Below are 25,667 nucleotides of genomic sequence, written 5' to 3' on the forward strand. Positions count from 1 at the left end.
CGGCTCCCGACAACGAGATCGCGGGGTTCTCGTCCACGCCGGGAGCCTATCCTGCTCCGATGTCAGACCGTGGCGGCCGGCCAATAGCGCTTGCGCAGTTGACCTTTCACGAGCTTTCCGGTGGGTGTCCGAGGAAGGTCGTCGACGAAGTCGACCGATCGTGGCGCCTTGTAGGCGGCAATCGAATCCTTCGTGAACGAAATCAGCTCGTCGGCGAGTTCATCCGACGGCAGGTATCCCTCGGAGAGTTGCACGCACGCCTTGGCGACCTCGCCCAGATCGGGGTCGGGCACGCCGATCACCGCGACATCGAACACAGCGGGATGGTTGATGAGGACGTTCTCGGCTTCCTGGGGATAGATGTTGACGCCGCCGGAGATGATCATGAAGGCCTTGCGATCGGTGAGGTACAAGTAGCCCTCGTCGTCGACGTAGCCGACATCGCCTGTGGTGGACCAGTTTTCATGCTCCGGGTGCTGGGACTTACGGGTCTTCTCGGGATCGTTGTGGTACTGGAAGGGCACCGCGTCGCGCTCGAAGTACACCTGTCCCACTTCGCCGGTCGGGAGTTCGGCACCGTCCTCGTCGCAGACGTGGATGACGCCGAGGAGCGGTTTGCCGACCGAACCGGGGTGGTCGAGTGCTTCCTGCGGCCCGATGAAGGTGGCACCGGCGGCCTCAGTGGACGCGTAGTACTCGTGAATGACCGGACCCCACCAGTCGATCATCGCGCGCTTGACCTCCACCGGGCAGGGAGCGGCGGCGTGGACGGCCAGCTTCATGCTGCTCACGTCGTACTTGTCGCGGATCTCGGCGGGCAGTTTGAGCATCCGGATGAACATGGTGGGCACCCACTGACTGTGGGTGACGTGGTACTTCTCGATCGCGGCCAGGGCCGCCTCGGGCTCGAAGCGATCCAGGAAGACAACCGTCCCGCCCACGGAGTTGGTGACCCCGCAATACCGCAGCGGCGCAGCATGATAGAGCGGGGCGGGGGAGAGGTAGACGGTCGAGTCGTCGAAGCCGTACATCGGCGCGAAGATCGCGGTGTAGGCGTCCGGCACCTCGTTGACCTGACCCTCGGGCATCGGGGTCTTGATGCCCTTGGGCCGCCCGGTGGTGCCCGAGGAGTAGAGCATGTCGGTGCCCCGCGGCTGATCGGTCCGTGGTTCCGGCGAGGCCGACGCCAGGATCGCGTCGTAGTCCTCGAAGCCGTCGAGGGTGCCGCCCCAGACGATGCGATGTCCGGGCCGGGCGAGCACGTCGATCTCCCCGGAGGCGGCGACCGCGTCGGCCACCGAGGCCCCGGCGAAGAGCACCTTGGCGTTGCAGTCGCCAAGAATGTAGTTGGTCTCGGCGGCGGTCAGGTGATGATTGACCGCGGTGACGTAGAGGCCGCTGCGCAGTGCGGCCCAGTACACGTCGAAAATCCGCAGGTCGTTCGCGGACACCACCGCAATACAGTCACCCGGTGCCAGTCCCAGCGACTCGAGGTGATTGGCCAGTCGCGTGGAGTTGTCGTCGAGTTGCGCGTAGGTGACCTGCTCGCCGGTGGCAGCCGCGATGACGGCCGGCTTGTCGGGGGTGGTGGCGACGAAATTTCCTGGGAACAACGCAACTCCTCGTGCTTGGATGAACTACCCCGCCGACCTTATACCGAGCGATCATTCGGCACCGGCGTTTCCGGCTAGCCGATGGAACGATTATTGACTATCGGTTCAACGCCGCGCCAGGAACCGTTCCATCGTCCGTTCGGCGAGTGCGGTGATGGTCAGCGCCGGGTTCACCAGTCCCACCGCGCCCGGCACGAACGAGCCGTCGACGACGTACAGGTTCTCGTAGCCGCGCACCGCGCCGTCCATCGTCGCCGCGCGGTTCATCACCACCCCACCCAGGCCGTGATACGTGCTCGCCGACCCGAAGCCGGCCGCCCGCGAATAGACGGGCACGCCGCTCGTGGTACGTCCGTGCCGGATCTCCGCGCGCTGCCGGAACCGCTCGGCGAACGCCGCGCCGCGGCGGTCGAGATCGTTGCCCTCCGGGTGGGGGTAGTTGATGACTGCCGAACGGGTCGCGTGATCGTAGTCAATGGTGCCTCGCTCCTCGGTATGCGCCTGGATGAGGTTGGTGGTCAACGTCTTTCCGAGTGGTGCGGGCACCGGTGTGGAGTGATAGACCATCGATACCGGTCCGCCGGGCATATCGTCCTCGTAGACCCGGCCGAACCCGGGCCCGCCCTGCACGGCACCGTAGTCGTCGGAGAGTGCGGTCCGGGCGGTGAGGAAGTCACCGTTGGCGCCGAAGCCGTCGCCGATGCGGGGTGAGAGCCGGGGCAAGGTGCCCTTTGCCCTCGCCTCCACCAGCATCCGGGTGGTGTGGAAGGAGCCGGCCGCGAGGAACAGATAGTCGGCTTCGAGGGTCACCACTTGGACTGTGCGGTGGTTCTCGTCGATGACGCGCGCGGACACGACGAATCCTCGGCGACGTTCTCGCGGACGGATCTCGAAGACCTCGTGCATGGGTTTGATCGTGACGTGGCCGGTGGCCTCGGCGGCCGGCAGGTAGTTGTGGTCCACGGAGTTCTTGGCACCGCTGTTGACGCCGAAGCCGAGTTCACCGGTGATGATGGCGGGCTTGATGCGCCCGGCCAGCTCGTCGCGGACCACGTCCCAGTTGATGGCGTAGTCGAAGCTGACAGGCTCTTTGCCGTAACGGCGGACGGTGGCCCGCCAGGAGCGGGTGCCCACGTAACGCGGATGCGCCATGATGTCGGCCGGCAGGGGCGACGCGCCGAGCATCTTCTTTGCGCGCGGGTAGTACGTGCGTACCAGTTCGTCGTAGTCGGCGCCCCCGGGGAAGACGTGCTCGAAGTCGACGCGGCGGGGTACGGGTGTGAAGGCGCCGAAGGCCAGCGAACCGCCACCGACTCCGGCGCCGTACACCGCGTCGATGCCGTTTCCCTTGATGCGGTCGAGGATGCCCGGGTACCGCGTGACCGGGATGCCGATCGTGCCGGTCAGTCCGACCGTGTCGCTGAACCAGGCCGCGCGCCGGTCCGGGGAGGTGAACGTGGCAAAGGTGTTGCCGTCCGGGCGGATCGGCCAGCGCCGACCGCGTTCGAGAACGGTGGTGGAGATCCCGGCCCGGCCGAGACGCAGCGCCGCGACCGCACCGCCGAACCCGCTGCCGATGACGATCGCGCTGGGACCCGGTGCCGGCGTGGCGTGCGCCCGGGGTGCGACGGCGGCGTCCAGCGCGCCGAGGGCACCGAGGCCGGCGGCGCCGACCAGAACGGAACGGCGAGAGACGCCTTGGGTGGAAATGTCTCGTTTCACGAGACGTGACCGTAGCCTATGAATAAGGTTAGGCAAACCTGGGTATCGGGTAAGCCTGGGTACGGGGTGATGAGCGCCTCAGTGACGTGTCAGGAAGCGATCCATGATGCGTTCGGCGAGCGCGGTGATGGTGAGCGACGGGTTCACCAGGCCGACCGCGCCCGGGCAGAATGAGCCGTCGACGACGTGGAGATTGTCGTAGCCGATGATCGCGCCGTCCGGCGTCGCCGCCCTACCCACGACCACTCCGCCGAGACCGTGGAAGGTGCTCGCCGAACCGAACCCATAGGCGCGGTCGAACAGCGGAATCCCGTTGAGCGGGTATCCATGTCGTGTCTCGGTTCGCTCGTGGAAGTGCCGGGCGAAGGCGATCGCGCGCCGGTCGAGTGTGCTACTGCCGGCGCGATGTGGATAGGTGAGCCGGGTGCCACCGGTGGCGTGGTCGAAATCGATGGTGCCGCGCTCGTCGGTGTGTACCTGAATGAGATGGGTGGTGGCCACGCCGCCGAGTGGCGACGGGAAGGGACTGGCCTGGTAGACGATCGCCACCGGACCGCCGGGAAGACGGTCCTCCCGGATCCGCGCATATCCCGGACCTCCCTGCAGGGGGCCGTAGGGATCGCGCAGGGCGGTACGCACGATGAGGAAGTCACCGTTGGTGCCGAAACCGTCACCGATCCTGGCTGACAGATTCGGCAACAGTCCGCGTGCCCTGGCCTGCACGAGCAGCGATGTCGTGTGGAAGGAGCCAGCGGCCATGAACAGGTGATCGGCCTCGGCGCTGACCACCCGAACGGTGCGGTGCCGGTCATCGATCTGCCGGGCCCGGACGACGAAACCCGCTCGGCGAGAACGTGTTCGAATCTCGAAGACCTCGTGCATGGGTTTGATGGTGACGTTGCCGGTGGCCTCGGCGGCCGGCAGGTAATTGTGGTCCACGGAGTTCTTGGCCCCGCTGTTCACACCGTAGGAGAGATCGCCGATGCTCACGCCGGGGCGGGCCCGGCCGGCCAACTCCTCGCGGACGATGTCCCAGTCGACGGCGTAATCGATGAATCGCGGTGTGACGCCGTACCGCGCGATGACCCTCAGCCACGACCGTGCGCCCACGTAGTTGGGGTGGGCCAAAACATCCGCTGGCACGTTGCTCGCGCCCAGCATGCGCCGTGCACGCGGGTAGTAGATCCGGTCGAGTTCGGAATAGCCTGTGCCGCCTGGGAATACGAGTTCGAAGTCGGGTCGGTCGGGTTGTGCCGAGAACGCGCCGAACACCAGCGAGCCGCCGCCGACGCCCGCCCCGTACACCGTTTCGACGCCGTTTCCGGAGATCGTGTCCAGCACACCGGGATAGCGCTCCACGGGCACCTGCAGGGCGCTGGAGATCCCTGCGCTGTCCCGAAACCACGCGGCCCGGCGGTCGGGCCGGTCAAAGGTGGCAAACGTGTTCTGGTCGCGACGGATCGGCCATCGGCGGCCGCGTTCGAAAACCGTCGTGCGAAAACCGGCCTGTCCCAGACGGAGTGCTGCCACCGCACCGCCGAACCCGCTACCGATGACGATGGCCGTCGGCGTGTTCCCGGCCTGCGCGGGGTCCGTGGCTCGGCCGGTGGCCGTCGACACCGCGGCGAGTGCCCCGAGGCCGACCGCACCCCGAAGGACAGCTCGCCGGGGCACGACCGGGCCCCGGCTCGTCTCGTCGACATCGACCTGTGCCCGACGTATCGCGATGGGAGGCGACTTCACGGACCGACGGTAGGACCGCGAACCTGAAAACCAGCTGAAAAGCGGCCTCAGGTCCGTTCGGCTGCCGCGATGCCCGACGGTGGCGTGGCGCGCACCGATTCCTCGACGAGATCGAGGACGGCATGCAGATCCTCGGTGGGGCGTCCGGAGGCCAGCCGGGTGATCAGACCGTCGAGGACGAGGTCGAGATAGTCGAGCAGCACCGCGGTGGGTACGTCGCCGCGCAACCGGCCGGTCTCGCGGCCGCGCTGCAGCCGGTCCAGGGTGGCCTTCTCCAGGTCGGCCGAGTGCGCCGTCCACGCATCGCGAAATGCCGCGTCGGTACGCAACTTTCGGGCGATCTCCAGCCGGGTGCCCAGCCAGTCGAAATCCTGTGGCCGGGCCAGCACGTTACGCATGACCTGTACCAGACCCTGCTCGGCGGCGACATCGGCCATCCGCTCGGCGTCTTCTTGTGCGAGCGCGAGGAACAACGCCTCCTTGTCGCGGAAGTGATGGAAGATCGCCCCGCGTGACATTCCGGTCGACTCCTCGATGCGTTTGACCGTCGCACCGTCGTAGCCGAACTCGGCGAAGCAATGCCGCGCGCCGTCGAGAATCTCTCGACGACGCGCGGCCAGGTGATCATCGCTGACCTTGGGCACCGTTGGCTCCCTTGATCATTGAGTACCCCATGACTCCTGACGGCACGCGTCAGCTGTTGATCATGTTGCGCAGCACGTACTGCAGGATGCCTCCGTTGCGGTAGTAATCGGCCTCACCGGGCGTGTCGATGCGGACCTTGGCGTCGAACTCGATGGTCGAGCCGTCCTCCTTGGTCGCGGTGACATGCACGGTCGCCGGCGTCTCGCCCTCGTTCAGCTTCTCGATGCCGCTGATGTCGAAGACCTCGGTGCCGTCGAGCCCGAGCGACTTGTGCGACTCACCGTCGGGGAACTGCAGCGGGATGACACCCATACCGATCAGGTTCGAGCGGTGAATCCGCTCGAAGGACTCGGTGATGACCGCCTTGACGCCGAGGAGTGTGGTGCCCTTGGCCGCCCAGTCACGCGACGAGCCGGTGCCGTACTCCTTGCCGCCGAGCACGACGAGCGGGATGCCCTTCTCGGCGTAGTTCTGCGCCGCGTCGTAGATGAACGACTGCGGGGCCCCGTCCTGGGTGAAGTCCCGGGTGTACCCACCGGACACACCGTCGAGCAACTGGTTCTGCAGACGGATGTTGCCGAAGGTCGAGCGGATCATCACCTCGTGGTTACCGCGGCGGGCACCGAGCGAGTTGTAGTCCTTGCGGGCCACGCCGTGCGCGTCGAGATACTGGGCGGCCGGGGTGCCCGGCTTGATCGTCGACGCCGGCGAGATATGGTCGGTGGTGACCGAGTCGCCGAGCTTGGCCAGCACGCGGGCGCCCTTGATGTCGGAGACCGGGTCCGGCTGCGGCTTCATGCCCTCGAAGTACGGGGGCTTGCGCACGTAGGTCGACTCGTCATCCCACTCGAAGGTCTTGCCGTCCGGGGTCGGCAGGTTCTGCCAGCGCTCGTCCCCCTTGAACACGTCGGCGTAGTCGGCCGCATACTGCTCGGCCGAGATGGACGACGCGATGGTCTCCGAGATCTCCTCATTGGTCGGCCAGATGTCCTTGAGGAAGACGTCGTTGCCGTCCTGGTCCTGGCCCAGCGGATCGGACTCGAAATCGAAGTCCATGGTGCCGGCCAGCGCGTAGGCGATGACCAGCGGCGGCGACGCGAGGTAGTTCATCTTCACGTCGGGGTTGATCCGGCCCTCGAAGTTGCGGTTACCCGAGAGCACCGCGGTGGCGGTAAGGTCGTTGTCGTTGATCGCCTTGGAGATCTCCTCCGGCAGCGGGCCCGAGTTGCCGATGCAGGTGGTGCAGCCGTAGCCGACGAGGAAGAAGCCCAGCTTCTCCAGGTAGGGCCAGAGTCCGGCCTTGTCGTAGTAGCCGGTGACGACCTGCGAACCGGGGGCCATCGACGTCTTGACCCACGGCTTGGAGGTCAGGCCCTTTTCGACGGCCTTCTTGGCGAGCAGACCGGCACCGAGCATCACCGACGGGTTGGAGGTGTTGGTGCAGCTGGTGATCGAGGCGATGGTGACGATGCCGTGGTCGAGGATCATCGTGCCGCGCTCGGCCGATTCCACCTTCACCGGATTCGACGGCCGGCCCTCGGAGCCCTTGGCGGCGTTGTGCGCGGGCTCGTCGTCGGAGAACGAGAGCTTGGCGGCATCCGGCGAGGTGGCCGGTGCATCCGAGGCGGGGAAGCTCTCCTCGTTGGCCTCGTCGACTCCGTTGAGCTTGGGGGTGTTGCCCTCCTCGACGTAGTTGTGGATGTCCTTGCGGAAGGCGTTCTTGGCGTCCCACAACTCGATCCGGTCCTGCGGCCGCTTCGGCCCGGCGATCGACGGAACCACGTCGGCGAGGTCGAGTTCCAGGTACTCCGAGTACTGCGGCTCCTCGGCGTCCTTCTCCAGCCACATGCCCTGTTCCTTGGCATAGGCCTCGACGAGTTCCAGTGTCTCCTTGGACCGGCCGGTGAGCTCGAGGTAGTTGATGGTCTCGCCGTCGATCGGGAAGATCGCACAGGTCGAGCCGAACTCGGGGCTCATGTTGCCGATGGTGGCGCGGTTGGCCAGTGGCACCTCGGCGACGCCGTTGCCGTAGAACTCGACGAACTTGCCGACCACGCCGTGCTTACGCAGCATGTCGGTGATGGTGAGCACCACGTCGGTCGCGGTCACACCGGGCTTGGCGGCGCCGGTGAGCTTGAAGCCGACGACGCGGGGGATGAGCATCGAGACGGGCTGACCGAGCATCGCGGCCTCGGCCTCGATGCCGCCGACGCCCCAGCCCAGCACGCCCAGACCGTTTTCCATGGTGGTGTGCGAGTCGGTACCGATGCAGGTGTCCGGATAGGCGACGCCGTCCCGGACCATGACCGAGCGCGCGAGGTGCTCGATGTTGACCTGGTGGACGATGCCGGTGCCCGGGGGAACGACGCGGAAGTCGTCGAAGGCTCCCTGACCCCAGCGCAGGAACTTGTAGCGCTCCTCGTTGCGCTGGTATTCGATCTCCACGTTGCGCTCGAAGGCCTGCGCATTGCCGAAGGCCTCGATGATGACCGAATGGTCGATGACCATCTCGGCGGGTGCCAGCGGATTCACCTTGTCGGGGTCGCCACCGAGTTCCTTGACGGCGTCACGCATGGTCGCGAGGTCCACCACGCAGGGCACGCCGGTGAAGTCCTGCATGATCACGCGCGCCGGGGTGAACTGGATCTCCACGCTCGGCTCGGCGTTGGGATCCCAGTTCGCGATGGCCTCGATGTGTTCTTTGGTGATGTTGGCCCCGTCTTCGGTGCGCAACAGGTTCTCGGCGAGGACCTTGAGCGCGTAGGGGAGCTTCTCGGTGCCCTCGACGGCACTCAGGCGATAGATCTCGTAGCTGTTGTCGCCGACCTCGAGCGTGCCTCGCGCGCCGAACGAATTGATACTCACGTCTAATCCACTCTCCTGTCGAAGCCGACGGGCTGCGCCGGCGGTGCTCTCACTCCGCGTCGGTCCAGGGACGAACTGCCGCGGAGCCTTCGGTCGGCGAACGCCGCTTGTTCGTCGACATTGACCTTCACCGGCGGGCTGCACCGGTGTCACTCGCTCTCCGGCGACGGGGACCATCGGCGGGGAACCAGCGGCCGCGGTGGGCTACCGCGGCACTGCGTCCATGTTAACAGTACGAGCGTACTGCTAACAAGTTTGCGGCTCGACACGCCGTGGTGGGGGCCGCGTGCGACCGGAATTGACCGGCCCAGTTCATTCTGTCGTACGGTGCAGGACTAGGTTTGCCGGGCAGGCAGGTGTCCGCGTGAATTTAATGGTCGCGAAACGTTGAGGTGAGGAGGACCCGATGAGTCCCGATCCGCTGGTGCCGGGTTCACCGGGCACACAGGCCGGTGACACGGATTCACCGTCGATTCCCGGGCTGACCAATGTGGACATGAAACAGCTCGCCACCGATCTGGCGGCCGATCACGTTGCCGCGCCCAGCAACCCCGATCAGGTCCCGGCGTTGCTCGCCGTGGTCGCCGACGCGAAGGCCAAGGGGCACGACATCAGCCTCGTCGTGCTCGCCGACCAGCAGCCCAACTATTGGATCTACCGCGACATCGCGACCACGCTGCAGCACGACGTCGGTGGCACGGTCATCGTCCTGGGTCCCAACTCGGTCGGCAGCACCGGACCGGATTTCAGCCGATTCGTCCAGGAGCAGGCCACCAACAACCTCGACCTCAAGCAGCCCGCGGTCGCCGCACGTCAGATGGTCGATCAGATGACCGCGCCCACCCTGGACTGGACGGTCATCACGCTGGTGCTGATCGTCGTGGTGGTGGTGGGAGCGGTCATCGGCCGGCTGCGCTCGCTGCGGCAGCGCCGCTCCCGCGACGTGGTCGCGACCGCATTGGCCACCGAGACCCCCGCGGTCGACGGGGCGGCTCGCACCGAGCGCGTCGACCTGCGCTCCGACGACGCCTGAGGGCCGCTGCGCCGCCCCCGGCGCATCCGATCACGCGCGAATACCGCAGTCGACAGAAGGGCAACAGCCCTGACGTCACAGGCGTCACTCTTGTTGCAAAGTTGAGACCTTCTTCTTGCGCGACTCTTTTGGCCAGTTCACGGCATTTTCCCAGGTAATCACGTCAATGTAATTCGTTCTGACGGTTTTCCGTTGTGTCTGATGTGACGTACGGTTCTGATGTCACATGTGATGCGGGAGTCATCGCCAGGGTCTCATGTGCTGCATGGTGCAGTTGGTATCACCGTGACGGGGGAGTGTCCCGAAACCGGCGACGCCGGACGGGACGCGGGGTCGTCCACACGGATCGGCCCACACAGGATCGGTAAGGGAGTTCTCAGTGACGCGACGTACAACGGGCGCGAGCCACCGGGCGTCGTGGCTTGCGCGCCTGGGGGCACTGGTGGCCGTCGGACTGCTCGGGGTCGGTGGCACGGGGGAGGCGATCGGCGCTCCCGGATCGACTCGCACCACCTCGCCGGTGTCGGGGCTGATCAACCAGCTCGCCGAGGCGAATCAGAACATCGCGGACCTCGACAACGCGCTCGCCGTCCGCCAGGAGTACGTCAACCGGTCCGTCGTCGACTACCAGAACTCGCTCGCGGCGCAGCGCCTCGCGACTGTCGCCGCCCAGGGTGCCCAGCGCGCACTGCGCGATGCCGGTCGCCGGGTCGTCGCCGCACAGCACGACTTCGACCAGTTCGTGCGACAGGCCTATCGCCAGGGCGGCGAACAGGGCTCGATGGCCAACTACGTCTCCTCGCCCGACCCGCGTGCCGTTCTCGACCGCATGACGCTGCTCGATCAGATCAGCCAGCAGCACCAGGACACGATCCGCCGCCTGCAGGTGGCACGTAACCAGCAGGCCAACCAGGTGGCCGCGGCCGAGGCCACCAAACGCCAGGCGGCATTCGCCGCCACCAACGCGGCACAGCGTCGCACCGACGCGCTGGCCGCCTTCGACCAGGCACGCACGTTGCTGGGTTCCGAACGGCAGCGCCGCAGCACCCTGGTCAGTCGCCGCGACGCCATGCAGCAACAGCTCGACCGGATTCGCGGCGTCCAACCACGCCGGGTGGCCGATAGCAGCCCGGCCGATCTCCTCTCGAATCTGTTCCCGCCGCTCCCCGGTGCGCCGAATCGTGCCCCCGGCGGTCCGAACGCGACGCCGGCCGCCGGCGACAATGAGGCGTTGCGGGTGGCCGCCGAGGCCGCCGCACGGTTGGCACTCGACGTCGGTCAGAAACTGCTCGCGGGTCTCGTCGGCCAGCAACAGTTGCCGCATTCGGAACTGCTCAACGAGCTCGGACTCGGCGGCTCGGACATGACCGGCAGCGGTGGCGACTCGCTGAGCTCGCGGCTGGGCAGCGGGAGTCTGGGCAGTCTGTTCGGTTCCTCCGGGGGTGGCGGCGGCATGGTGCGCCCGGGTCTGCGCGGACCGCAGGCCGTCGAACTCGTGGTGAACCGGGCCCTGTCGCAACTCAACGTTCCCTACGCTTGGGGTGGTGGCGACGCCAACGGCCCGACCAAGGGCATCCGCGACGGTGGTGTGGCCGACAGCTTCGGCGACTACAACAAGACCGGCTTCGACTGCTCGGGCCTGATGATCTACGCCTTCGCCGGAGTCGGTATCGAACTGCCGCACTACACGGGGTACCAGTACACGTCGGGACCCCAGGTGCCACTGTCGCAGATGCGCCGCGGCGACATGATCTTCTACGGGCCCAACGCGAGCCAGCACGTCGCGCTCTACCTCGGGGACAACAAGATGGTCGAGGCACCGCAGTCCGGGGACGTGGTCAAGGTGTCGCCGCTGCGTACCGACGGCGCGATGCCCAACGTGGTGCGGCTGCTCTGAGCGCACGTCGCAGGGCCGGTGAGGCGTGTTGTCGATCGGCCGCCGGACGACGCGCCCACCCTTCTTGGCCGTATTTCAGCTGACGCGGCTAGGCTGACATCACATGTGACGCGCGCCGAGCCGTGCGAGCGGGCCGAGGCGCGTCACCGACATCGGGCATCATGCCCGCGGGTGGGGGTACCCCGTCGGACGACGGTCCCACCGGCACGGAGCAGACCGGGACGGACAGGAGCACGGGTTGACCTCATCGCACCCCCACGGCGATACCTCGGCAGATCTGGGCAAGCCGCCCGCCGGGACCGACGCGGTAACACTGACCGACGCCGACGTGAAGCTTCTCGAGCGCGCGATCTATGAGGTGAAGCGCGTCATCGTCGGCCAGGATCAGCTCGTCGAACGGATCCTGGTGGGTCTGCTGGCCCGCGGGCACATCCTCCTCGAAGGTGTGCCCGGCGTCGCCAAGACGCTCGCGGTGGAGACGTTCGCGACGGTCGTCGGCGGATCGTTCTCGCGCGTGCAGTTCACCCCCGACCTCGTACCCACCGACCTCATCGGTACCCGCATCTACCGGCAGGGCAAGGAGAAGTTCGACACCGAGCTCGGTCCCGTGGTGGCCAACTTCCTGCTCGCCGACGAGATCAACCGCGCACCCGCCAAGGTGCAGTCGGCATTGCTGGAGGTGATGGCCGAACGGCACGTGTCCATCGGCGGCACCACCTACCCGATGCCCGATCCGTTCCTGGTGATGGCGACGCAGAACCCCATCGAGAACGAGGGCGTCTACCCCCTGCCCGAGGCCCAGCGGGACCGCTTCCTGTTCAAGATCCTGGTGGACTATCCCTCGGTCGAGGAGGAGCGCGAGATCGTCTACCGGATGGGCAACGTCCCGCCGACGGCATCCCAGGTCCTCGACCCCGAGGCGATGCTGCGTCTGCAGAAGACCGCGGCCAATGTCTTCGTCCATCACGCGCTCGTCGACTACGTCGTGCGGGTGATCAATGCGACGCGTCGTCCCGCCGAGCTCGGCCTCAACGACGTCGCGGCGTGGCTGTCCTACGGCGCGTCGCCGCGCGCCACGCTCGGTATCGTCGCCGCCGCGCGAGCCCTGGCCCTGATCCGGGGTCGCGACTACGTGATCCCGCAGGACGTGGTCGAGATCATGCCGGACGTGTTGCGGCACCGGCTGGTGCTCAGCTACGACGCGCTGGCCGACGAGATCGACGCCGACCAGGTGATCACCCGGGTGCTGCAGACGGTCGGGTTGCCGCAGGTGGGTGCCCAGCCGGTCGCGGCGGGAGCGTATGCCGGTGGGGCACAATCCAATCCGGCGCAACCGGCGCCGCCGTCCGGTGGTCAGCTGCCTGGTCAGGCGCCGGCCAACGGCTACCCGGCACCCGCCAACCAGACGACTGCGCGGTATGGCGGCTAACAAGGATCTGCCCGACCTCGGTGCCGGATTGCTCGAGGAACCCCAACTCACGGCTGCGCTGCGGACGCTGGAGCTCACCGTGCGCCGCAAGCTCGACGGCGTGCTGCAGGGCGAGCACCTCGGTCTGATCCCCGGCCCGGGTTCTGAACCGGGGGAGGCACGCGAGTATCAGCCCGGCGACGACATCCGCCGGATGGAGTGGTCGGTCACTGCCCGGACCACGCAACCGCATGTGCGTCAGATGGTCGCCGACCGCGAGCTCGAGACGTGGCTCGTCGTCGACGCGTCGGCCAGCCTGGACTTCGGCACCGCCAACTGCACCAAACGGGAGCTGGCCGTGGCCGCCGCCGCCGCGATCGTGCATCTGACCACCGAGGGCGGCAACCGGCACGGTGCGCTGATCGTCACCGGCGACGACGTGGTGCGCATTCCCGCGCGCAGCGGTCGCGCCCACGCCCAGACACTGCTCAAGGCGATCGCGACCACCCGGCGGAGCTCGCCCGGCGTGCGCGGCGATCTCAAAGGCGGTATCGAGGCGCTGCGGCGGCCGCAGCGCCGGCGCGGACTCGCGGTGGTGATCAGTGACTTCCTCGGGCCGATCGACTGGGAACGCTCGCTGCGGGCGATCGGCGCGCATCATGAGCTGCTGGCCGTCGAGGTCCTCGATCGTCGCGACCTCGAGTTGCCCGACATCGGAGAGGTGACGCTCGCCGACGCCGAGTCCGGTGAGATCCGCGAGGTGACGGTGACCGACAAGCTGCGCGCCGACTTCGGTGCCGCGGCACGGGCGCATCAGCAGAAGGTGCACCGCACGATCCGCAGCTGCGGTGGCCCGGTGCTGACCTTGCGCACCGACCGCGACTGGATGACCGACACCATCAAGTTCGTCGCCCAGCGTCGGCGTGGCCTGGCGGCAGGGGTCGGATGAGCGGCGTCTTCTCCAACCCGTGGTGGTTGCTGCTGCTGCCCGCCGTGCTCGTGCTGGGTGCCACCTATGTCTATGTCCAGCGACTGCGGCGCAAACGGGCCTATACCTTCGCCAACCTGGAACTGCTGGACCGAGTGGCGCCGCCGCAGCGCAACCGCTGGCGGCACGTCCCGATCGCCCTGCTGCTGGTGTCGCTGATCCTGCTGATCGTCGCGCTGGCCGGCCCGCAGGCCGATCGGCAGGTCCCCCGCAACAAGGCCACGGTCATCCTGGTGATGGACGTGTCGCGGTCGATGAACGCCACCGATGTGGCACCCTCACGCATCCGGGCCGCCCAGTCGGCGGCCAAGAAGTTCGCCGACGACCTCACCGAGGGCATCAACCTGGGCCTCATCTCGTTTGCCGGGACACCGTCGACCCTGGTGTCACCGACACCCGATCACACCGCCACCAAGAAGGCCGTCGACAAGCTGGTGCTGGCCGACAAGACCGCCACCGGTGAGGGTATCTTCGCCGCGCTGGACCAGATCCGCACGCTCAACGCGGTGCTCGGCGGTCCGGAGGCGGCCCCACCGGCACACATCGTGCTGCTCTCGGACGGCAAACAAACGGTCCCCGATGAACCGACCGATCCGCGTGGCGCGTTCACCGCGGCCCGCAAGGCGAAGGAAGAGGGGATACCGGTGTCGACCATCTCCTTCGGAACCGCCTACGGCACCGTGGAACTCGACGGTGACCGTGTCCCGGTACCGGTGGACGACCCGTCCCTGAAGCAGATCGCGAACCTCAGCGGCGGCAACTTCTTCACCGCCTCCTCGCTCGACGAACTGAACGAGGTGTACGAGAAGCTGCAGAGCGAGATCGGGTACGAGACGAGACGCGGCGACAACTACCGGCCGTGGCTGATGCTCGGAACCCTGTTCGCGCTCGCGTCGGCCTTCGCCGCCCTCGGGATCAATCGGCGACTGCCTTAGTGGTTGCCACCGGACATTCGCCGGCGTTCCGCGCGGACCCGTGCAGGCAGCCAGAACATGAACGGATAAGTTGGCACCTATGACTGCAAGCAACGAAGCTCGAAGCGATCAGCGCGCGTCCCGCTCGGTCTTGGTCACCGGCGGCAACCGCGGCATCGGTCTCGCGGTGGCCCGTCGTCTGGCCGCCGACGGCCACAAGGTCGCGGTCACCCATCGCGGCTCGGGTGCACCCGACGGCCTGTTCGGTGTGCAGTGCGACGTCACTGATCCGGAATCATTGGACCGCGCCTTCGCCGAGGTCGAAGCGCATCAGGGTCCGGTCGAGGTCCTCGTCGCCAACGCCGGCATCACCGACAACATGCTCCTCATGCGACTGTCGGAGGAGTCCTTCGAGAAGGTCATCGACGCCAACCTCACCGGGGCGTTCCGTTGTGCCAAGCGCGCGACCAAGGGCATGCAGCGCGCCAAGTGGGGACGGATGATCTTCCTCGGCTCGGTGGTGGCGATGTCGGGGATTCCCGGCCAGGTGAACTACGCGGCATCGAAGGCGGGCCTGATCGGTATGGCGCGCTCGATCGCACGGGAGATCGGTTCGCGCAACATCACCGCCAACGTGGTCGCACCCGGCTTCATCGACACCGACATGACCGCCGCTATGGAGGACCGCTACATCGAGATGGCCAAACAGGCGATCCCGCTGGGCCGCACCGGGAAACCGGAGGACGTGGCCGCCGCAGTGAGCTTTTTGGCCTCCGACGACGGCGGCTACATCACCGGTGCCGTCATCCCGGTCGACGGCGGCATGGGAATGGGCAACTGATCGCGTCCGCCGACCGATGCCGCGCCGGTGACGCCGGGCCCCCGAGACCTCCCCGATGAACCCCCAACCTGATTCAGGAGCAGTGCAGTGAGCGGAATCCTGGACGGCAAGACCGTCCTCATCACCGGCATCATCACCGACGCCTCGATCGCCTTCCACGCCGCCGCGATGGCGCAGGAACAAGGCGCCAAGGTGCTCATCACCGGCATCCCGGAGCGTCTGCGGCTGATCGACCGGATCGCCAAGCGGCTCCCGCAGGAGGTGCCGCCGGCCATCGGACTCGACATCACCAACGAGGACGACCTGTCCGGGCTGGCCGACAAGATCCGCGAACTCGCCCCAGAGGGGATCGATGGTGTCATGCACTCGATCGCCTTCGCGCCGCGCACCCTGATGGGACCCGACGCCCTGCCCTTCCTCGAGGGCCCGGGACCCGATGCGGCAAAGGCATTCGAGATCTCGGCGTGGAGCTACGCCTCGCTGGCCCGTGCGGTACTGCCGGTGATGAACGAGGGCGGCTCCATCGTCGGCATGGACTTCGATCCGCGGACGGCGCTGCCGTACTACAACTGGATGGGCGTGGCCAAGGCGGCGCTGGAGTCGGTGAACCGCTACGTCGCCCGCGAGGTGGGTGAGGCCAAGAACATCCGCTCGAATCTCGTTGCGGCCGGACCGATCAAGACGCTGGCCGCCAAGGCGATTGCGGGTACGGCGACCGACGACGCCAAGCAGCTGAACATGCTCAACGAGTACTGGGACGGCGCATCGCCGATCGGCTGGAACGTCGACGACCCCACCGTCGTCGCGAAGTCGGTGTGCGCGTTGCTCTCCGACTGGCTGCCGGGCACCACCGGCTCGATCGTGTACGTCGACGGCGGGGCGAGCCACAACACGTGGTTCCCGGCCGACGGTTTCGTCGGCGGGGCGTGATCCGCGCGTCATGACCGTCACGCCGAGGGCCGGGAGCATGCCGAACTCGCCGGGGGGTGCGACCGCCGGCGCCTTCGACGCCGTCCTGTTCCTGTCCTTCGGCGGACCCGACGGTCCCGACGATGTGATGCCCTTCCTGGAGAACGTGACCCGTGGCCGCGGAGTGCCACGCGAACGCCTCGAAGAGGTGGCTGAGCACTATCTGCACTTCGGTGGGGTCTCGCCGATCAACCGGCTCAATCTCGACATGATCGACGCGCTGCGCGGCCGACTTGCGGCGCACGGACGTGAGGTTCCGGTCTACTTCGGCAACCGCAATTGGCATCCGCTGGTCTCCGACACGGTCGTCGAGATGTACCGCGCCGGTCATCGTCGGATCCTGGTGTTCCCGACCTCGGCGTGGGGTGGGTATTCGGGCTGCCGGCAGTATCACGAGGATGTCGACCGAGCTCGGCATGATCTCGCCCGGCTCGAACCCGCCAGCAGCGCACCGGATTCGGGCCTGGTGTTGCGCAAGCTCCCGCAGTACTGGTCGGAACCGGCGTTTCTCGATGCCGGTGCCGACGCCGTGCGCCGCGCCATCGCGTCCCTCCCGCGCCGAGACACCCCGCCGCGCCTGGTGTTCACCGCGCACTCGGTGCCCACCTCCGCCGACCGCGCCTCCGGTCCGGCCGACGCGGGCGGCGGGCTGTACTCGCGGCAGGTGCTGGCCGCCGCGACCGCGGTCGCGCAGCGTCTCGGATACCACGACTTCGACCAGGTGTGGCAGTCCCGGTCGGGGCCGCCGCAGGTGCCGTGGCTCGAGCCCGACATCTGCGATCACCTCGAAGATCTTGCGTCCCAAGGTGTTCGGCAGGTTGTCGTGTATCCGATCGGCTTCATCTCCGATCATCTGGAGGTCATCTGGGACCTCGACAACGAGGCCGCCGAACTGGCCGAACGCCTCGGGATGGACTATGCCCGTGCCGACACGGTGGGCACCGATGACCGGTTCATCGAGATGATCGTCGATCTCGTCGAGCGCTACGCCGACGGCGGCGGCGACACCGAGGCGATGGGGTGCGGCGACAACGGGAGTCCGTGCCGCCGGGACTGTTGTGTGCCCGTGGCGCGGCCGGCACGTACTCGAGCCGCGGCGAGCGACCGACCCACGGCGAACTGACCTCGATTCCTGGCGCACGATGCGATCCGGGTGCATGCTCGTCAATCGGGGGCCGTGATCTCGGTGTCCCCGAGATCCGGCTCCTGGATCTGATCACAAGCACACCGACGTATCAGGAGATGTCTCACATGGCACTGGCCGACAAGTTCGACAAGGCATACGAGGACAAACCGATCGACGAGCTGGCGAATGCACCCGTCGCCGCTTTGCAGGGGGTCAGCGACTCCGACGCCGAGCACCTCGCGGCGGCGTTCAACATCAAGACGGTCAAGGACCTGGGTACCAACAAGTACTTCCTCTGGGCGCAGGCGGTGGCCAAACTGGCCGAATGACGTTCGGCGACACCGTGGTCAGCGCGACGATCGGAGTAGTTCGGCGATCGTCGCGTTGACCGCCGCCGCGCGGGCGGTGCGGGCCAGCCCGGCCAGTCTGCGGAATTCGGTGTCGACGGCGTCGAGGTGGCCTGCGGTCTCACCGATGGCCACACTCTGGGCGCGGGCGAGGTCCACGATCGCCTCGATCCGTGCCGCACTGTCCACCAGTCGGGCGGCACGTGCGTCGTCGTGGGCGGCCGGGGGAAGGGGCACCTGATGGCGCAGGGTCAGGGCCGCCAGACGGGCGCGCAGGTCACCGACCGCGGCCGCGCGGGCACCGCCACCGAGACCGGCGAACAGTTCGGCCGCATCCCGGACCGATTGGCGCAGTTCGTATTCCAGGTCACCCGCGGACGGCCCGCCGGAGCCCAGCGCGCCGACATCGAGCGGCTGCGGGTAGCGATACACCGCCCATCGGCAGACGAGGTCGTCGATTCCCGACAGCGGGGTCGAACCGACGACCGAGGGGATGAGCGCGAGTGGTCCGCTCCCGCCCGACCGGGCGACCGCGTCGCCGACGACGAGGACCTCACCCGCCGCGAAGGCGGCCGTCGTCGCGGGAGCGGGGGGTAGACCCGCCGGATCACCGGCTCCCGGGAGCCGGACGATCATCTCGTCGGCGCCGCGGATCAGGGCGAGCAGACCGAGAACACCGGTGTGGGCCGTCTCGTCGGTGTGATCGTCGATCACGTGCTCGGCCGCCGACGCGGTGAGCGCACCGATCACGTGATCGGGGGAACAGGCGCCGGCGATCCACGCAGCACCCCACCCACCGAGCGTGCAGCTCGGCCAGGCGGCGGGGAGTTCACGGATGTCGGCGCGGGTCATAGGGATTCCACGATACTTGCCGCCGTCGCCGCCCACACACGGACCACCTGGTGGTGCACCAGTCGGGCGTGGCACCCGCACGCGCGCGCGTCCGCGCAATACGGTGGCTTCTCGTCGGCAGTCCCCGACGGCCGCTCGGCGAATGACGAGCGCGCCCGCGTCGGGGCGAAACGGTGAGAGGTGTGCGATGGATGACCGTTACGGGCGCGATGTGCTCGCCCGTCCGCAGCGTGCCAAGGCCCGCGTGCCCGAGGTGGCCGCCGACACCGACCTCGTCGTCGAGGATGCGGCGTCGGGTTTCTGCGGTGCGATCGTCGGACTGGAGAAGAGCTACTCGGGGGATCTCGTCCGGCTCGAGGACCGGCACGGACGCAGCCGCGTGTTCCTCATGCACCCGGCCGCCTTCCTGATCGACGGCAAGCCGGTGACGCTGGTGCGGCCGCGGACCCGTGGCCCCCGACCCGCTGCCCGCACCGCATCGGGATCACGGGCCGCGCCGGTCACCCGGGCCCGGACCGCGCGGGCCAGCCGCATCTTCGTGGAGGGTGCGCACGACGCCACCCTGGTGGAACGGGTCTGGGGCGACGATCTGCGCGCCGAGGGTGTGGTGGTGGAGAGCCTCGACGGACTCGACAACCTCGACGAGGCGCTCGCCGACTTCGGACCGGCCGCTCATCGCCGGGCCGGCGTGCTCGTCGACCATCTGGTCGCCGGCTCCAAGGAGGCCAGACTGACCACCGGTGTCGGCCCTCACGTACTGGTGTGCGGGCACCCGTTCGTCGACGTCTGGGAAGCGGTGAAACCGGCCTCGGTCGGCATCGACGCCTGGCCGCGGGTGCCGATGGGCACCGACTGGAAGACCGGTGTCTGCACACGATTGGGTTGGGGTGAGCCGCGCGACGGGTGGCGCCGAGTGCTTGCGGGGGTGTCAGATTTTCGCGATCTCGAGGTCGATCTGCTCCGGTCGGTCGAGGAACTCCTCGACTTCGTCACCGCAGCGGCCGACGACGACTGACTTCCCGCGCCCCTCGTGTGGGGCCGACGATTAGCGGTGGCCGGGACCGACCGTCGGTGCGCGTACTTCTGGCAGACTGGACTCATGAGCGCGCTGCTGTGGCTGGCCGCCGCGATACTTCTGGTCATCGCGGAGATGTTCGGTGGCGAGTTGTTCTTGTTGATGCTGGCCGGTGGTGCCGTCGGTGCGGCGGGCGCGGCTCTTCTCGGCGCCCCGGTCTGGCTGGAGGTCGTCGTCTTCGCGTTGATCTCGGTCCTGCTGCTCGTGGGTGTCCGGCCGGTTGCCAAGCGGCACATGCTGAGTCGGCCACGGGTTCTCACCAACACCGAGGCACTCGAGGGTCGGCACGCGATCGTCACCGAGCAGGTCGACGACCACGACGGCCGGGTGAAGATCGACGGCGACGTGTGGTCGGCACGCTCGATGAATCCCGGCGAGGTGATCGCGGCTGGTGAACAGGTGATGGTGGTGCAGATCGACGGTGCCACCGCAGTGGTGTGGCGCGGCTGAACTCCCGGGTCCGGCCGATGAACGGGTGTGAAGCCCGGAAAGGTGTTGCGTGATGGAGTATTTCGGCTTGGCGATACTCGTTCTGCTGGCCCTGCTGGTGGTGGTGGTGCTGGTGAAATCGGTGGCGCTCATCCCGCAGGCGGAGGCGGCGGTCATCGAGCGGCTGGGTCGCTACACCCGGACCGTTTCGGGGCAACTGACTCTGCTGGTGCCGTTCATCGACCGCATCCGCGCACGCGTCGACATCCGGGAGCGGGTGGTGTCCTTCCCGCCCCAGCCGGTCATCACCGAGGACAACCTGACGCTGTCCATCGACACCGTCGTGTACTTCCAGGTCACCAATCCGCGGTCGGCGGTCTACGAGATCGACGATTACATCGCCGGTGTCGAGCAACTGACCATCACCACGCTGCGCAACGTCGTCGGCGGCATGACCCTGGAGGAGACACTCACCTCCCGTGACTCCATCAACGGTCAGTTGCGCGGAGTGCTCGACGAGGCCACCGGACGCTGGGGCCTGCGGGTCGCGCGGGTGGAACTCAAGTCGATCATGCCGCCGCCGTCGATCCAGGAATCGATGGAGAAGCAGATGAAGGCCGACCGCGAGAAGCGGGCCACCATCCTGGCCGCGGAGGGTCAGCGCGAATCGGCGATCAAGACCGCCGAGGGTGCCAAGCAGTCGCAGATCCTGGCCGCCGAGGGCGCCAAGCAGGCGGCGATCCTGGGCGCCGAGGCCGAGCGGCAGTCGCGCATCCTGCGAGCTCAGGGTGATCGTGCGGCGGCGTATCTCAACGCCCAAGGCGAGGCCAAGGCGATCGAGAAGACCTTCGCCGCCATCAAGGCGAGCAAGCCGACACCGGAACTGCTCGCCTACCAGTATTTGCAGCAACTGCCCGAGATGGCCAAGGGGGAGGGCAGCAAGGTGTGGGTGGTGCCGTCGGATTTCGGTTCCGCTTTGCAGAGCTTCGCGAAATCCTTCGGCGTTCAGGGCGACGACGGCGTCTTCCGCTATCAGGCTGCCGACGACCCGGTGCCCGAGGTAGACGAGTCGGAGACCGAGGACTGGTTCTCGCTCACCTCCGACCCCAAGGTGGCCCAGGCGGTGGCCGAGGCCGAGGCGGTGGCGCGCACCCCCGTCGAACCCGAGCTCCCCCGACGCGCCGACCGGCTCTCGATACCCGACCCCGAACCCATCGAAGCGCCTGCCGTGCCGAATCCCTCTGCCGTGCCGAATCCTGCTGTCGGCCAAGCGACGTGGACGGACCCGCAGGGCCGCGCACCGCAGCCCGGGCAGTCGGCCCCGCCGGTCCAGCCGTATCCCGGACAGGCCTCTTACCCGGGGCAGGCCCCCTATCCGGGGCATAACCACGCGGCGGGCCCATCCGAGAAGTGAACCTGACCACGATCGAGACCTGGGACACCGGTGCGCTCGACACTGTGGCCAAGCATCTCGATGTCCGCAGTCCCGACGAGATCGCCGCGGTGCTCCCGACCGCCGATGGTGTGGCCGCCTGGTTCGGGCAGCCCGGTGGCGCGGCATTGCTCGACGGGCGTGATCCGCGCGATCCGAACACCGCCGCGGCGCTCGGCGCCGCCCGTCGGCTCGCGATGGACACCTCGACGGCCGCCGCCCATCTGCAAAGCCAGCTCGCGACGCTGCGTGGTCTGGCCGAGGCGGCGTCGCTGGTCGTCGAACCCGACGGGCAGGTGACGACCGCGCCGGGAGCCGGGCCCGACGCCGGTCGCGAGCGGCTGCGGTCACGTCTGGAGTTCTCGGCGCGGGCCCTGATCGATCAGGCAACCGCGGTGACCGATGAGGCCAACCGCATCGTGTCGGCCATCCGCAGTGGGCAGATCACGGCCCGCGGTGCGACCACGATCCCGGATGCCGTCGCGGCCGGTGCCGCGCTCGGCGGACTGATGCCCGGCGCCCCGCCGAGGGGCGCGACGCCGGCCGCTGTGCGCGCCGCCTGGGAAGCGTTGCCGCGCCAGCAGCAGCGTGAGCTCATCTCGAGCCACCCGGAGTGGCTCGGCAATGTGCCCGGAATTCCCAGCGCCGTGCGACACGAGGTGAATGTGGCACGCCTGCCGGGGGTGCGCGCACGCCTGCAGGAGGTCGCCGATCGTCTTCGCGCACAGGTGAATCGGCACTTCTTCAAGGGCTGGTTCACCAATGAGGATGCCGGACTCAGACAGGTCTGCGCCAAGATCGCCGACGTCGAGAAACTCCAGGAGCTGATCGGCGAGAACTCGTGGAGCCCACAGAATCCGGAAGGCCGGATGCTGTTGCTGCTGGACATGGACTCCGGCGAGCAGGGCAAGGCCGTCGTCGCGATCGCGAATCCCGATGACGCCGACCATGTCTCGGTGACGACCCCGGGAATGGACACCAATATCCGCAACAGTTTCGCCGGCGCGATCGGCGAGACCGAATCGCTGCGGCACGAGGCCTACCGGCAGCTTCGTCTGGCCGGGCGCGACGGCCAGAGTGTCTCGACCATCATGTGGCTGGGCTACGAGCCACCCGACAATCGCGGATCCCGGTTGCCGGGCTGGAGCTTTCTGGAAGTGGCCCAACAGGATCGGGCGACCAACGGCGCCCCCGACCTCGTCGCGTTCTATCGCGGCCTGGATGCGACGTCGAACAAGACCGATCCGCATCTGGTGGCGTTCGGGCACTCCTACGGATCCCTCACCCAGGGCATCGCCCTGCAGCAGCCGGGCGGCCATCCCGTCGACGACGCGGCGTTCTACGGTTCACCCGGCTTCGAAGCGGGAACCGAAGCCGAACTGGGCCTGGCCCCGGGGCACGGGTACGTCATGCAGGGGGATCGGGACTGGATTGCGAAGTTCCAGTCGCGCAGGCGATTCGGCCTGAACGGGCCGGCGCCGCTGGCCACCACGCTGCGCCGGCTCGACGTCGGCCCCCGAACGACGCCCGATGGTGTCGAGCGGGAGGGCGCGCACACGCACGCCGATTACCCGCGCAACGGCTCCAACTGGCAGTTGCGCACCTCGGGATATCACCTCGCCCGTATCCTGGCCGGCCTGCCACCGGACTGACTGACCGCTCTGAACGATCCTGGCCGATCAGGTGATGATGAGGGTTCCGGCGCCGACGGCCCCGACCGCCCACAGCACCGACGCGAACGTGCCCATGATGAACTGCTCGGAGGCGTGCGGAGCCCGTAGCTCGGGGTAACGGGCCAGGCTCTTGACGGCGAGGATGATCGCGAGGCCCTCCGGCCAGCCGGCGAGCAGCGTGGCCGCCACCGCCAGACGCTCGAGGTGACCGATGACCCGGCCGCCCCGCAGCGGACCGGCGGCATCGGGATCGCCGTGCGGCGCGGTGCCGGGTTCGGTGTCGTCGTTCCTGGTCACCACACCGCCGCCGGCGAGGACACCACGCACGATGGGTGAACCGCCGGTGACCGCGGCGAGCGCCGCGACGACCCGGGCGATGACCCCGCCGGCGCCGGTCGCGCAACCGGAGGCGGCTGCCAGCAGCGCGGCCAGCCCGACGAGGACCAGCAGGACCGCGGAGGTGGCGATGTCCACGCGTACCGGATGATCGGTCCAGCCCGGCATCCGCGGACGCGCGACGGCGACCGCCGGTGCCAGGACCGCGGCAACGGCCAGCAGAATGATGGCGACGATGATCATGGGCGCATCCCCGGATCGTCCGCTGCCTGCGTGAGCAGGTCGGCCACCAGCGCGTAACTGTCGGCGTCGACATCCCACGCGGCGGCCCGCAGGCGCTGCGACATCGCCTGCGGGGAAATCCCCAGGTGTTCGGCAGCGTCGGCCTGGGTCATCCCGGAGCGCACCAGGGCGACGGCCTCGCTTCCGGCGGGGCTCCGGCGGCCGACGACGTCGGCGAGGAGACGTGCGGCGGTCTGCGCGTGAGTGCACCAGCGCGGTGATGTCCCGCGGACCGCCAGGGGGACCCGCTGGTTCTTGGCGGCCTCGACTGCGTCGCGCGCGAGTTCGAAGGCGGGTCCGCGGCCGGCGCGGGTCGACGGTGGCAAGGGGAGGGACACCGGTCCGATCCCGACTCCCACGCTCCAATGGCCGTCGGCGGCCAGGTCCACCGTCAGCTGCGCGGTGGTTGCCGCGTCGTCGAGGACGGCCTGGATCTCGTCGCCGGCGGTGCGCTCGAAAGGGCGGACCGTACGGCACTCGGCGAGTCTGTCGAGCACCTCGTCGACGCGATCGATGTCGCTGCGGCTGCCGCGCTGGTCAACGGTCATGACGAACATTGATCAAGTGTAAAAGCTTGATTCTCGCAATTCAAGCCGTATGGCTTGATGAACGGCCATTGCAACAGTCAAGCCTGCTGGCTTGATGTCGTCGAATCAAGGGGACGGCCGGGGTCTGGGTCGCGAACGGGTAGGCGAGCATCGAGAACCAGCCCGGCGATCCCGACGGCGAAGAAGAGTCCGGTCAGGACCAGCAACACCGGATTGCGATTACCGGTCAGGGCGTCACCGAGGAACACCACCGCGGCGGTTCCCGGTGCCATCCCGATCACGCTGGCGACCGTGAACGGCACGATCCGTACCGATGACAGGGCCGAACAGTAGTTGGCCACCGAGAACGGACAGGCGGCGATCAGGCGCAGCGAGCCGACGGCCAGCCATCCACGACGGCTCAGCCGATACTCGACGGCGGCCACCACGGGCTTCTTCAGGTAGGGCTGGACGCGTGCCCGGCCAAGGCGACGGACCAGCAGGAACGCGGCCACTGCCGCCACCGTCGACGCGATCATCGCCCCGGTGAAACCGACCACCGGTCCGAAGAAGATGCCCGACATCACCGTGAACGTCGATCGCGGAATGGGGGCGATGGTGATGATCGCGTAGGCGGCGAAGAACAGCCAGGCGAACCAGGGGCCCAGCGACTGCCCCCAGGACCGGACGACCGCCACCGAGGGCGTCGGCAGGAAATAGGTGCATGCCAGGATCACGACCACGACGACCGCGGCGATCGCGGCAGCGCGCAGGGCGCGGCGGTCGATTCGGCTGTGCGTCGCGGACGACTCGACGGGCCGGGTGGGGGTGTCGGGCACCCCGTCACTGTACGTTCGGACTCCGACGGTGGTCTTCGTCACCGTCTCCGCGTCGATGACCGGGCCGAGCGAGCGATCGGCTAAGGTCGTGTACGCGCTCGCACAGAGCAT

The 25,667-nt window shown here is 67.9% G+C and carries 22 protein-coding genes; 13 read left to right on the top strand and 9 right to left on the bottom strand.

The features are described 5' to 3' along the window. Positions 1-62: 62 nt before the first annotated feature. The 5 genes from GBRO_RS11920 to GBRO_RS11940 form a co-directional block, all read right to left on the bottom strand. Positions 63-1,613 (bottom strand): acyl-CoA synthetase, encoded by a 1,551-nt coding sequence (locus GBRO_RS11920; protein ID WP_012834194.1) that lies wholly within the window; start codon positions 1,611-1,613, stop codon positions 63-65. A gap of 105 nt (positions 1,614-1,718) precedes the next feature. Beyond that, positions 1,719-3,335, bottom strand: coding sequence for a GMC oxidoreductase (locus tag GBRO_RS11925; protein ID WP_012834195.1), 1,617 nt, complete (start codon positions 3,333-3,335; stop codon positions 1,719-1,721). Between the two features lie 78 nt (positions 3,336-3,413). Next, on the bottom strand, positions 3,414-5,009 hold the full coding sequence (locus tag GBRO_RS11930; protein WP_041920456.1) for a GMC oxidoreductase: 1,596 nt from the start codon (positions 5,007-5,009) through the stop codon (positions 3,414-3,416). 116 nt (positions 5,010-5,125) lie between these two features. Continuing rightward, positions 5,126-5,722: a TetR/AcrR family transcriptional regulator gene (locus tag GBRO_RS11935; RefSeq protein WP_012834197.1), complete on the bottom strand. Its 597-nt coding sequence runs from the start codon at positions 5,720-5,722 to the stop codon at positions 5,126-5,128. A gap of 49 nt (positions 5,723-5,771) precedes the next feature. After that, the gene (locus GBRO_RS11940) at positions 5,772-8,588 is read right to left on the bottom strand and encodes an aconitate hydratase (protein WP_012834198.1); all 2,817 of its coding nucleotides are present in this window, start codon (positions 8,586-8,588) and stop codon (positions 5,772-5,774) included. A gap of 406 nt (positions 8,589-8,994) precedes the next feature. Between GBRO_RS11940 and GBRO_RS11945 the strand changes: the two genes are divergently transcribed. The 9 genes from GBRO_RS11945 to GBRO_RS11985 all read left to right on the top strand — a co-directional run bounded on the left by GBRO_RS11945 (position 8,995) and on the right by GBRO_RS11985 (position 18,093). Then, complete coding sequence (locus GBRO_RS11945; RefSeq protein ID WP_012834199.1) at positions 8,995-9,621, top strand: Rv1476 family membrane protein; 627 nt, start codon at positions 8,995-8,997, stop codon at positions 9,619-9,621. A 379-nt stretch (positions 9,622-10,000) separates the two neighbouring features. After that, on the top strand, positions 10,001-11,518 hold the full coding sequence (locus GBRO_RS11950; RefSeq protein ID WP_012834200.1) for an NlpC/P60 family protein: 1,518 nt from the start codon (positions 10,001-10,003) through the stop codon (positions 11,516-11,518). Between the two features lie 238 nt (positions 11,519-11,756). Beyond that, complete coding sequence (locus GBRO_RS11955) at positions 11,757-12,947, top strand: AAA family ATPase (protein ID WP_012834201.1); 1,191 nt, start codon at positions 11,757-11,759, stop codon at positions 12,945-12,947. Next, a complete protein-coding gene (locus tag GBRO_RS11960) occupies positions 12,937-13,875 on the top strand; it encodes a DUF58 domain-containing protein (protein WP_012834202.1) in 939 nt (312 codons plus the stop codon). The genes GBRO_RS11955 and GBRO_RS11960 overlap by 11 nt, the downstream gene beginning before the upstream one ends. Next, positions 13,872-14,849: a VWA domain-containing protein gene (locus GBRO_RS11965; protein WP_012834203.1), complete on the top strand. Its 978-nt coding sequence runs from the start codon at positions 13,872-13,874 to the stop codon at positions 14,847-14,849. The genes GBRO_RS11960 and GBRO_RS11965 overlap by 4 nt, the downstream gene beginning before the upstream one ends. Positions 14,850-14,928: 79 nt before the next feature. Next, positions 14,929-15,669 carry a 3-oxoacyl-ACP reductase FabG1 gene (fabG1, locus tag GBRO_RS11970; RefSeq protein ID WP_012834204.1) on the top strand — a complete coding sequence of 247 codons (741 nt, stop codon included), beginning with the start codon at positions 14,929-14,931 and terminating at the stop codon, positions 15,667-15,669. Positions 15,670-15,756: 87 nt separating this feature from the next. Further along, a complete protein-coding gene (gene inhA, locus GBRO_RS11975; RefSeq protein WP_012834205.1) occupies positions 15,757-16,599 on the top strand; it encodes an NADH-dependent enoyl-ACP reductase InhA in 843 nt (280 codons plus the stop codon). A gap of 37 nt (positions 16,600-16,636) precedes the next feature. Then, positions 16,637-17,761: a ferrochelatase gene (locus GBRO_RS11980; RefSeq protein ID WP_012834206.1), complete on the top strand. Its 1,125-nt coding sequence runs from the start codon at positions 16,637-16,639 to the stop codon at positions 17,759-17,761. Between the two features lie 128 nt (positions 17,762-17,889). Then, the gene (locus GBRO_RS11985) at positions 17,890-18,093 is read left to right on the top strand and encodes a hypothetical protein (protein ID WP_012834207.1); all 204 of its coding nucleotides are present in this window, start codon (positions 17,890-17,892) and stop codon (positions 18,091-18,093) included. A gap of 18 nt (positions 18,094-18,111) precedes the next feature. Here the strand turns inward: GBRO_RS11985 and GBRO_RS11990 are convergent, their stop codons facing one another. Then, positions 18,112-18,963, bottom strand: coding sequence for a hypothetical protein (locus GBRO_RS11990; RefSeq protein WP_012834208.1), 852 nt, complete (start codon positions 18,961-18,963; stop codon positions 18,112-18,114). A 187-nt stretch (positions 18,964-19,150) separates the two neighbouring features. On the opposite strand from GBRO_RS11990, the gene GBRO_RS11995 reads away from it, so the two are divergent. The 4 genes from GBRO_RS11995 to GBRO_RS12010 all read left to right on the top strand — a co-directional run bounded on the left by GBRO_RS11995 (position 19,151) and on the right by GBRO_RS12010 (position 23,551). Next, a complete protein-coding gene (locus tag GBRO_RS11995; RefSeq protein WP_012834209.1) occupies positions 19,151-19,978 on the top strand; it encodes a DUF3097 domain-containing protein in 828 nt (275 codons plus the stop codon). A gap of 84 nt (positions 19,979-20,062) precedes the next feature. After that, on the top strand, positions 20,063-20,488 hold the full coding sequence (locus GBRO_RS12000) for an NfeD family protein (RefSeq protein WP_012834210.1): 426 nt from the start codon (positions 20,063-20,065) through the stop codon (positions 20,486-20,488). A gap of 52 nt (positions 20,489-20,540) precedes the next feature. Continuing rightward, complete coding sequence (locus tag GBRO_RS12005) at positions 20,541-21,881, top strand: SPFH domain-containing protein (protein ID WP_012834211.1); 1,341 nt, start codon at positions 20,541-20,543, stop codon at positions 21,879-21,881. Further along, positions 21,878-23,551, top strand: a complete 1,674-nt coding sequence (locus GBRO_RS12010; RefSeq protein ID WP_012834212.1) for an alpha/beta hydrolase — start codon at positions 21,878-21,880, stop codon at positions 23,549-23,551. The genes GBRO_RS12005 and GBRO_RS12010 overlap by 4 nt, the downstream gene beginning before the upstream one ends. Before the next feature lie 27 nt (positions 23,552-23,578). On the opposite strand, the gene GBRO_RS12015 is transcribed toward GBRO_RS12010, so the two are convergent. From GBRO_RS12015 to GBRO_RS12025, 3 genes are all read right to left on the bottom strand, one after another. Next, a complete protein-coding gene (locus tag GBRO_RS12015) occupies positions 23,579-24,151 on the bottom strand; it encodes a hypothetical protein (protein WP_012834213.1) in 573 nt (190 codons plus the stop codon). Continuing rightward, complete coding sequence (locus GBRO_RS12020) at positions 24,148-24,747, bottom strand: hypothetical protein (RefSeq protein WP_012834214.1); 600 nt, start codon at positions 24,745-24,747, stop codon at positions 24,148-24,150. Before GBRO_RS12020 ends, GBRO_RS12015 begins: the two co-directional genes overlap by 4 nt. Positions 24,748-24,815: 68 nt before the next feature. After that, positions 24,816-25,667 (bottom strand): TVP38/TMEM64 family protein, encoded by an 852-nt coding sequence (locus GBRO_RS12025; RefSeq protein WP_012834215.1) that lies wholly within the window; start codon positions 25,665-25,667, stop codon positions 24,816-24,818.

The sequence above is a fragment of the Gordonia bronchialis DSM 43247 genome (genome assembly GCF_000024785.1).
Taxonomy (GTDB): domain Bacteria; phylum Actinomycetota; class Actinomycetes; order Mycobacteriales; family Mycobacteriaceae; genus Gordonia; species Gordonia bronchialis.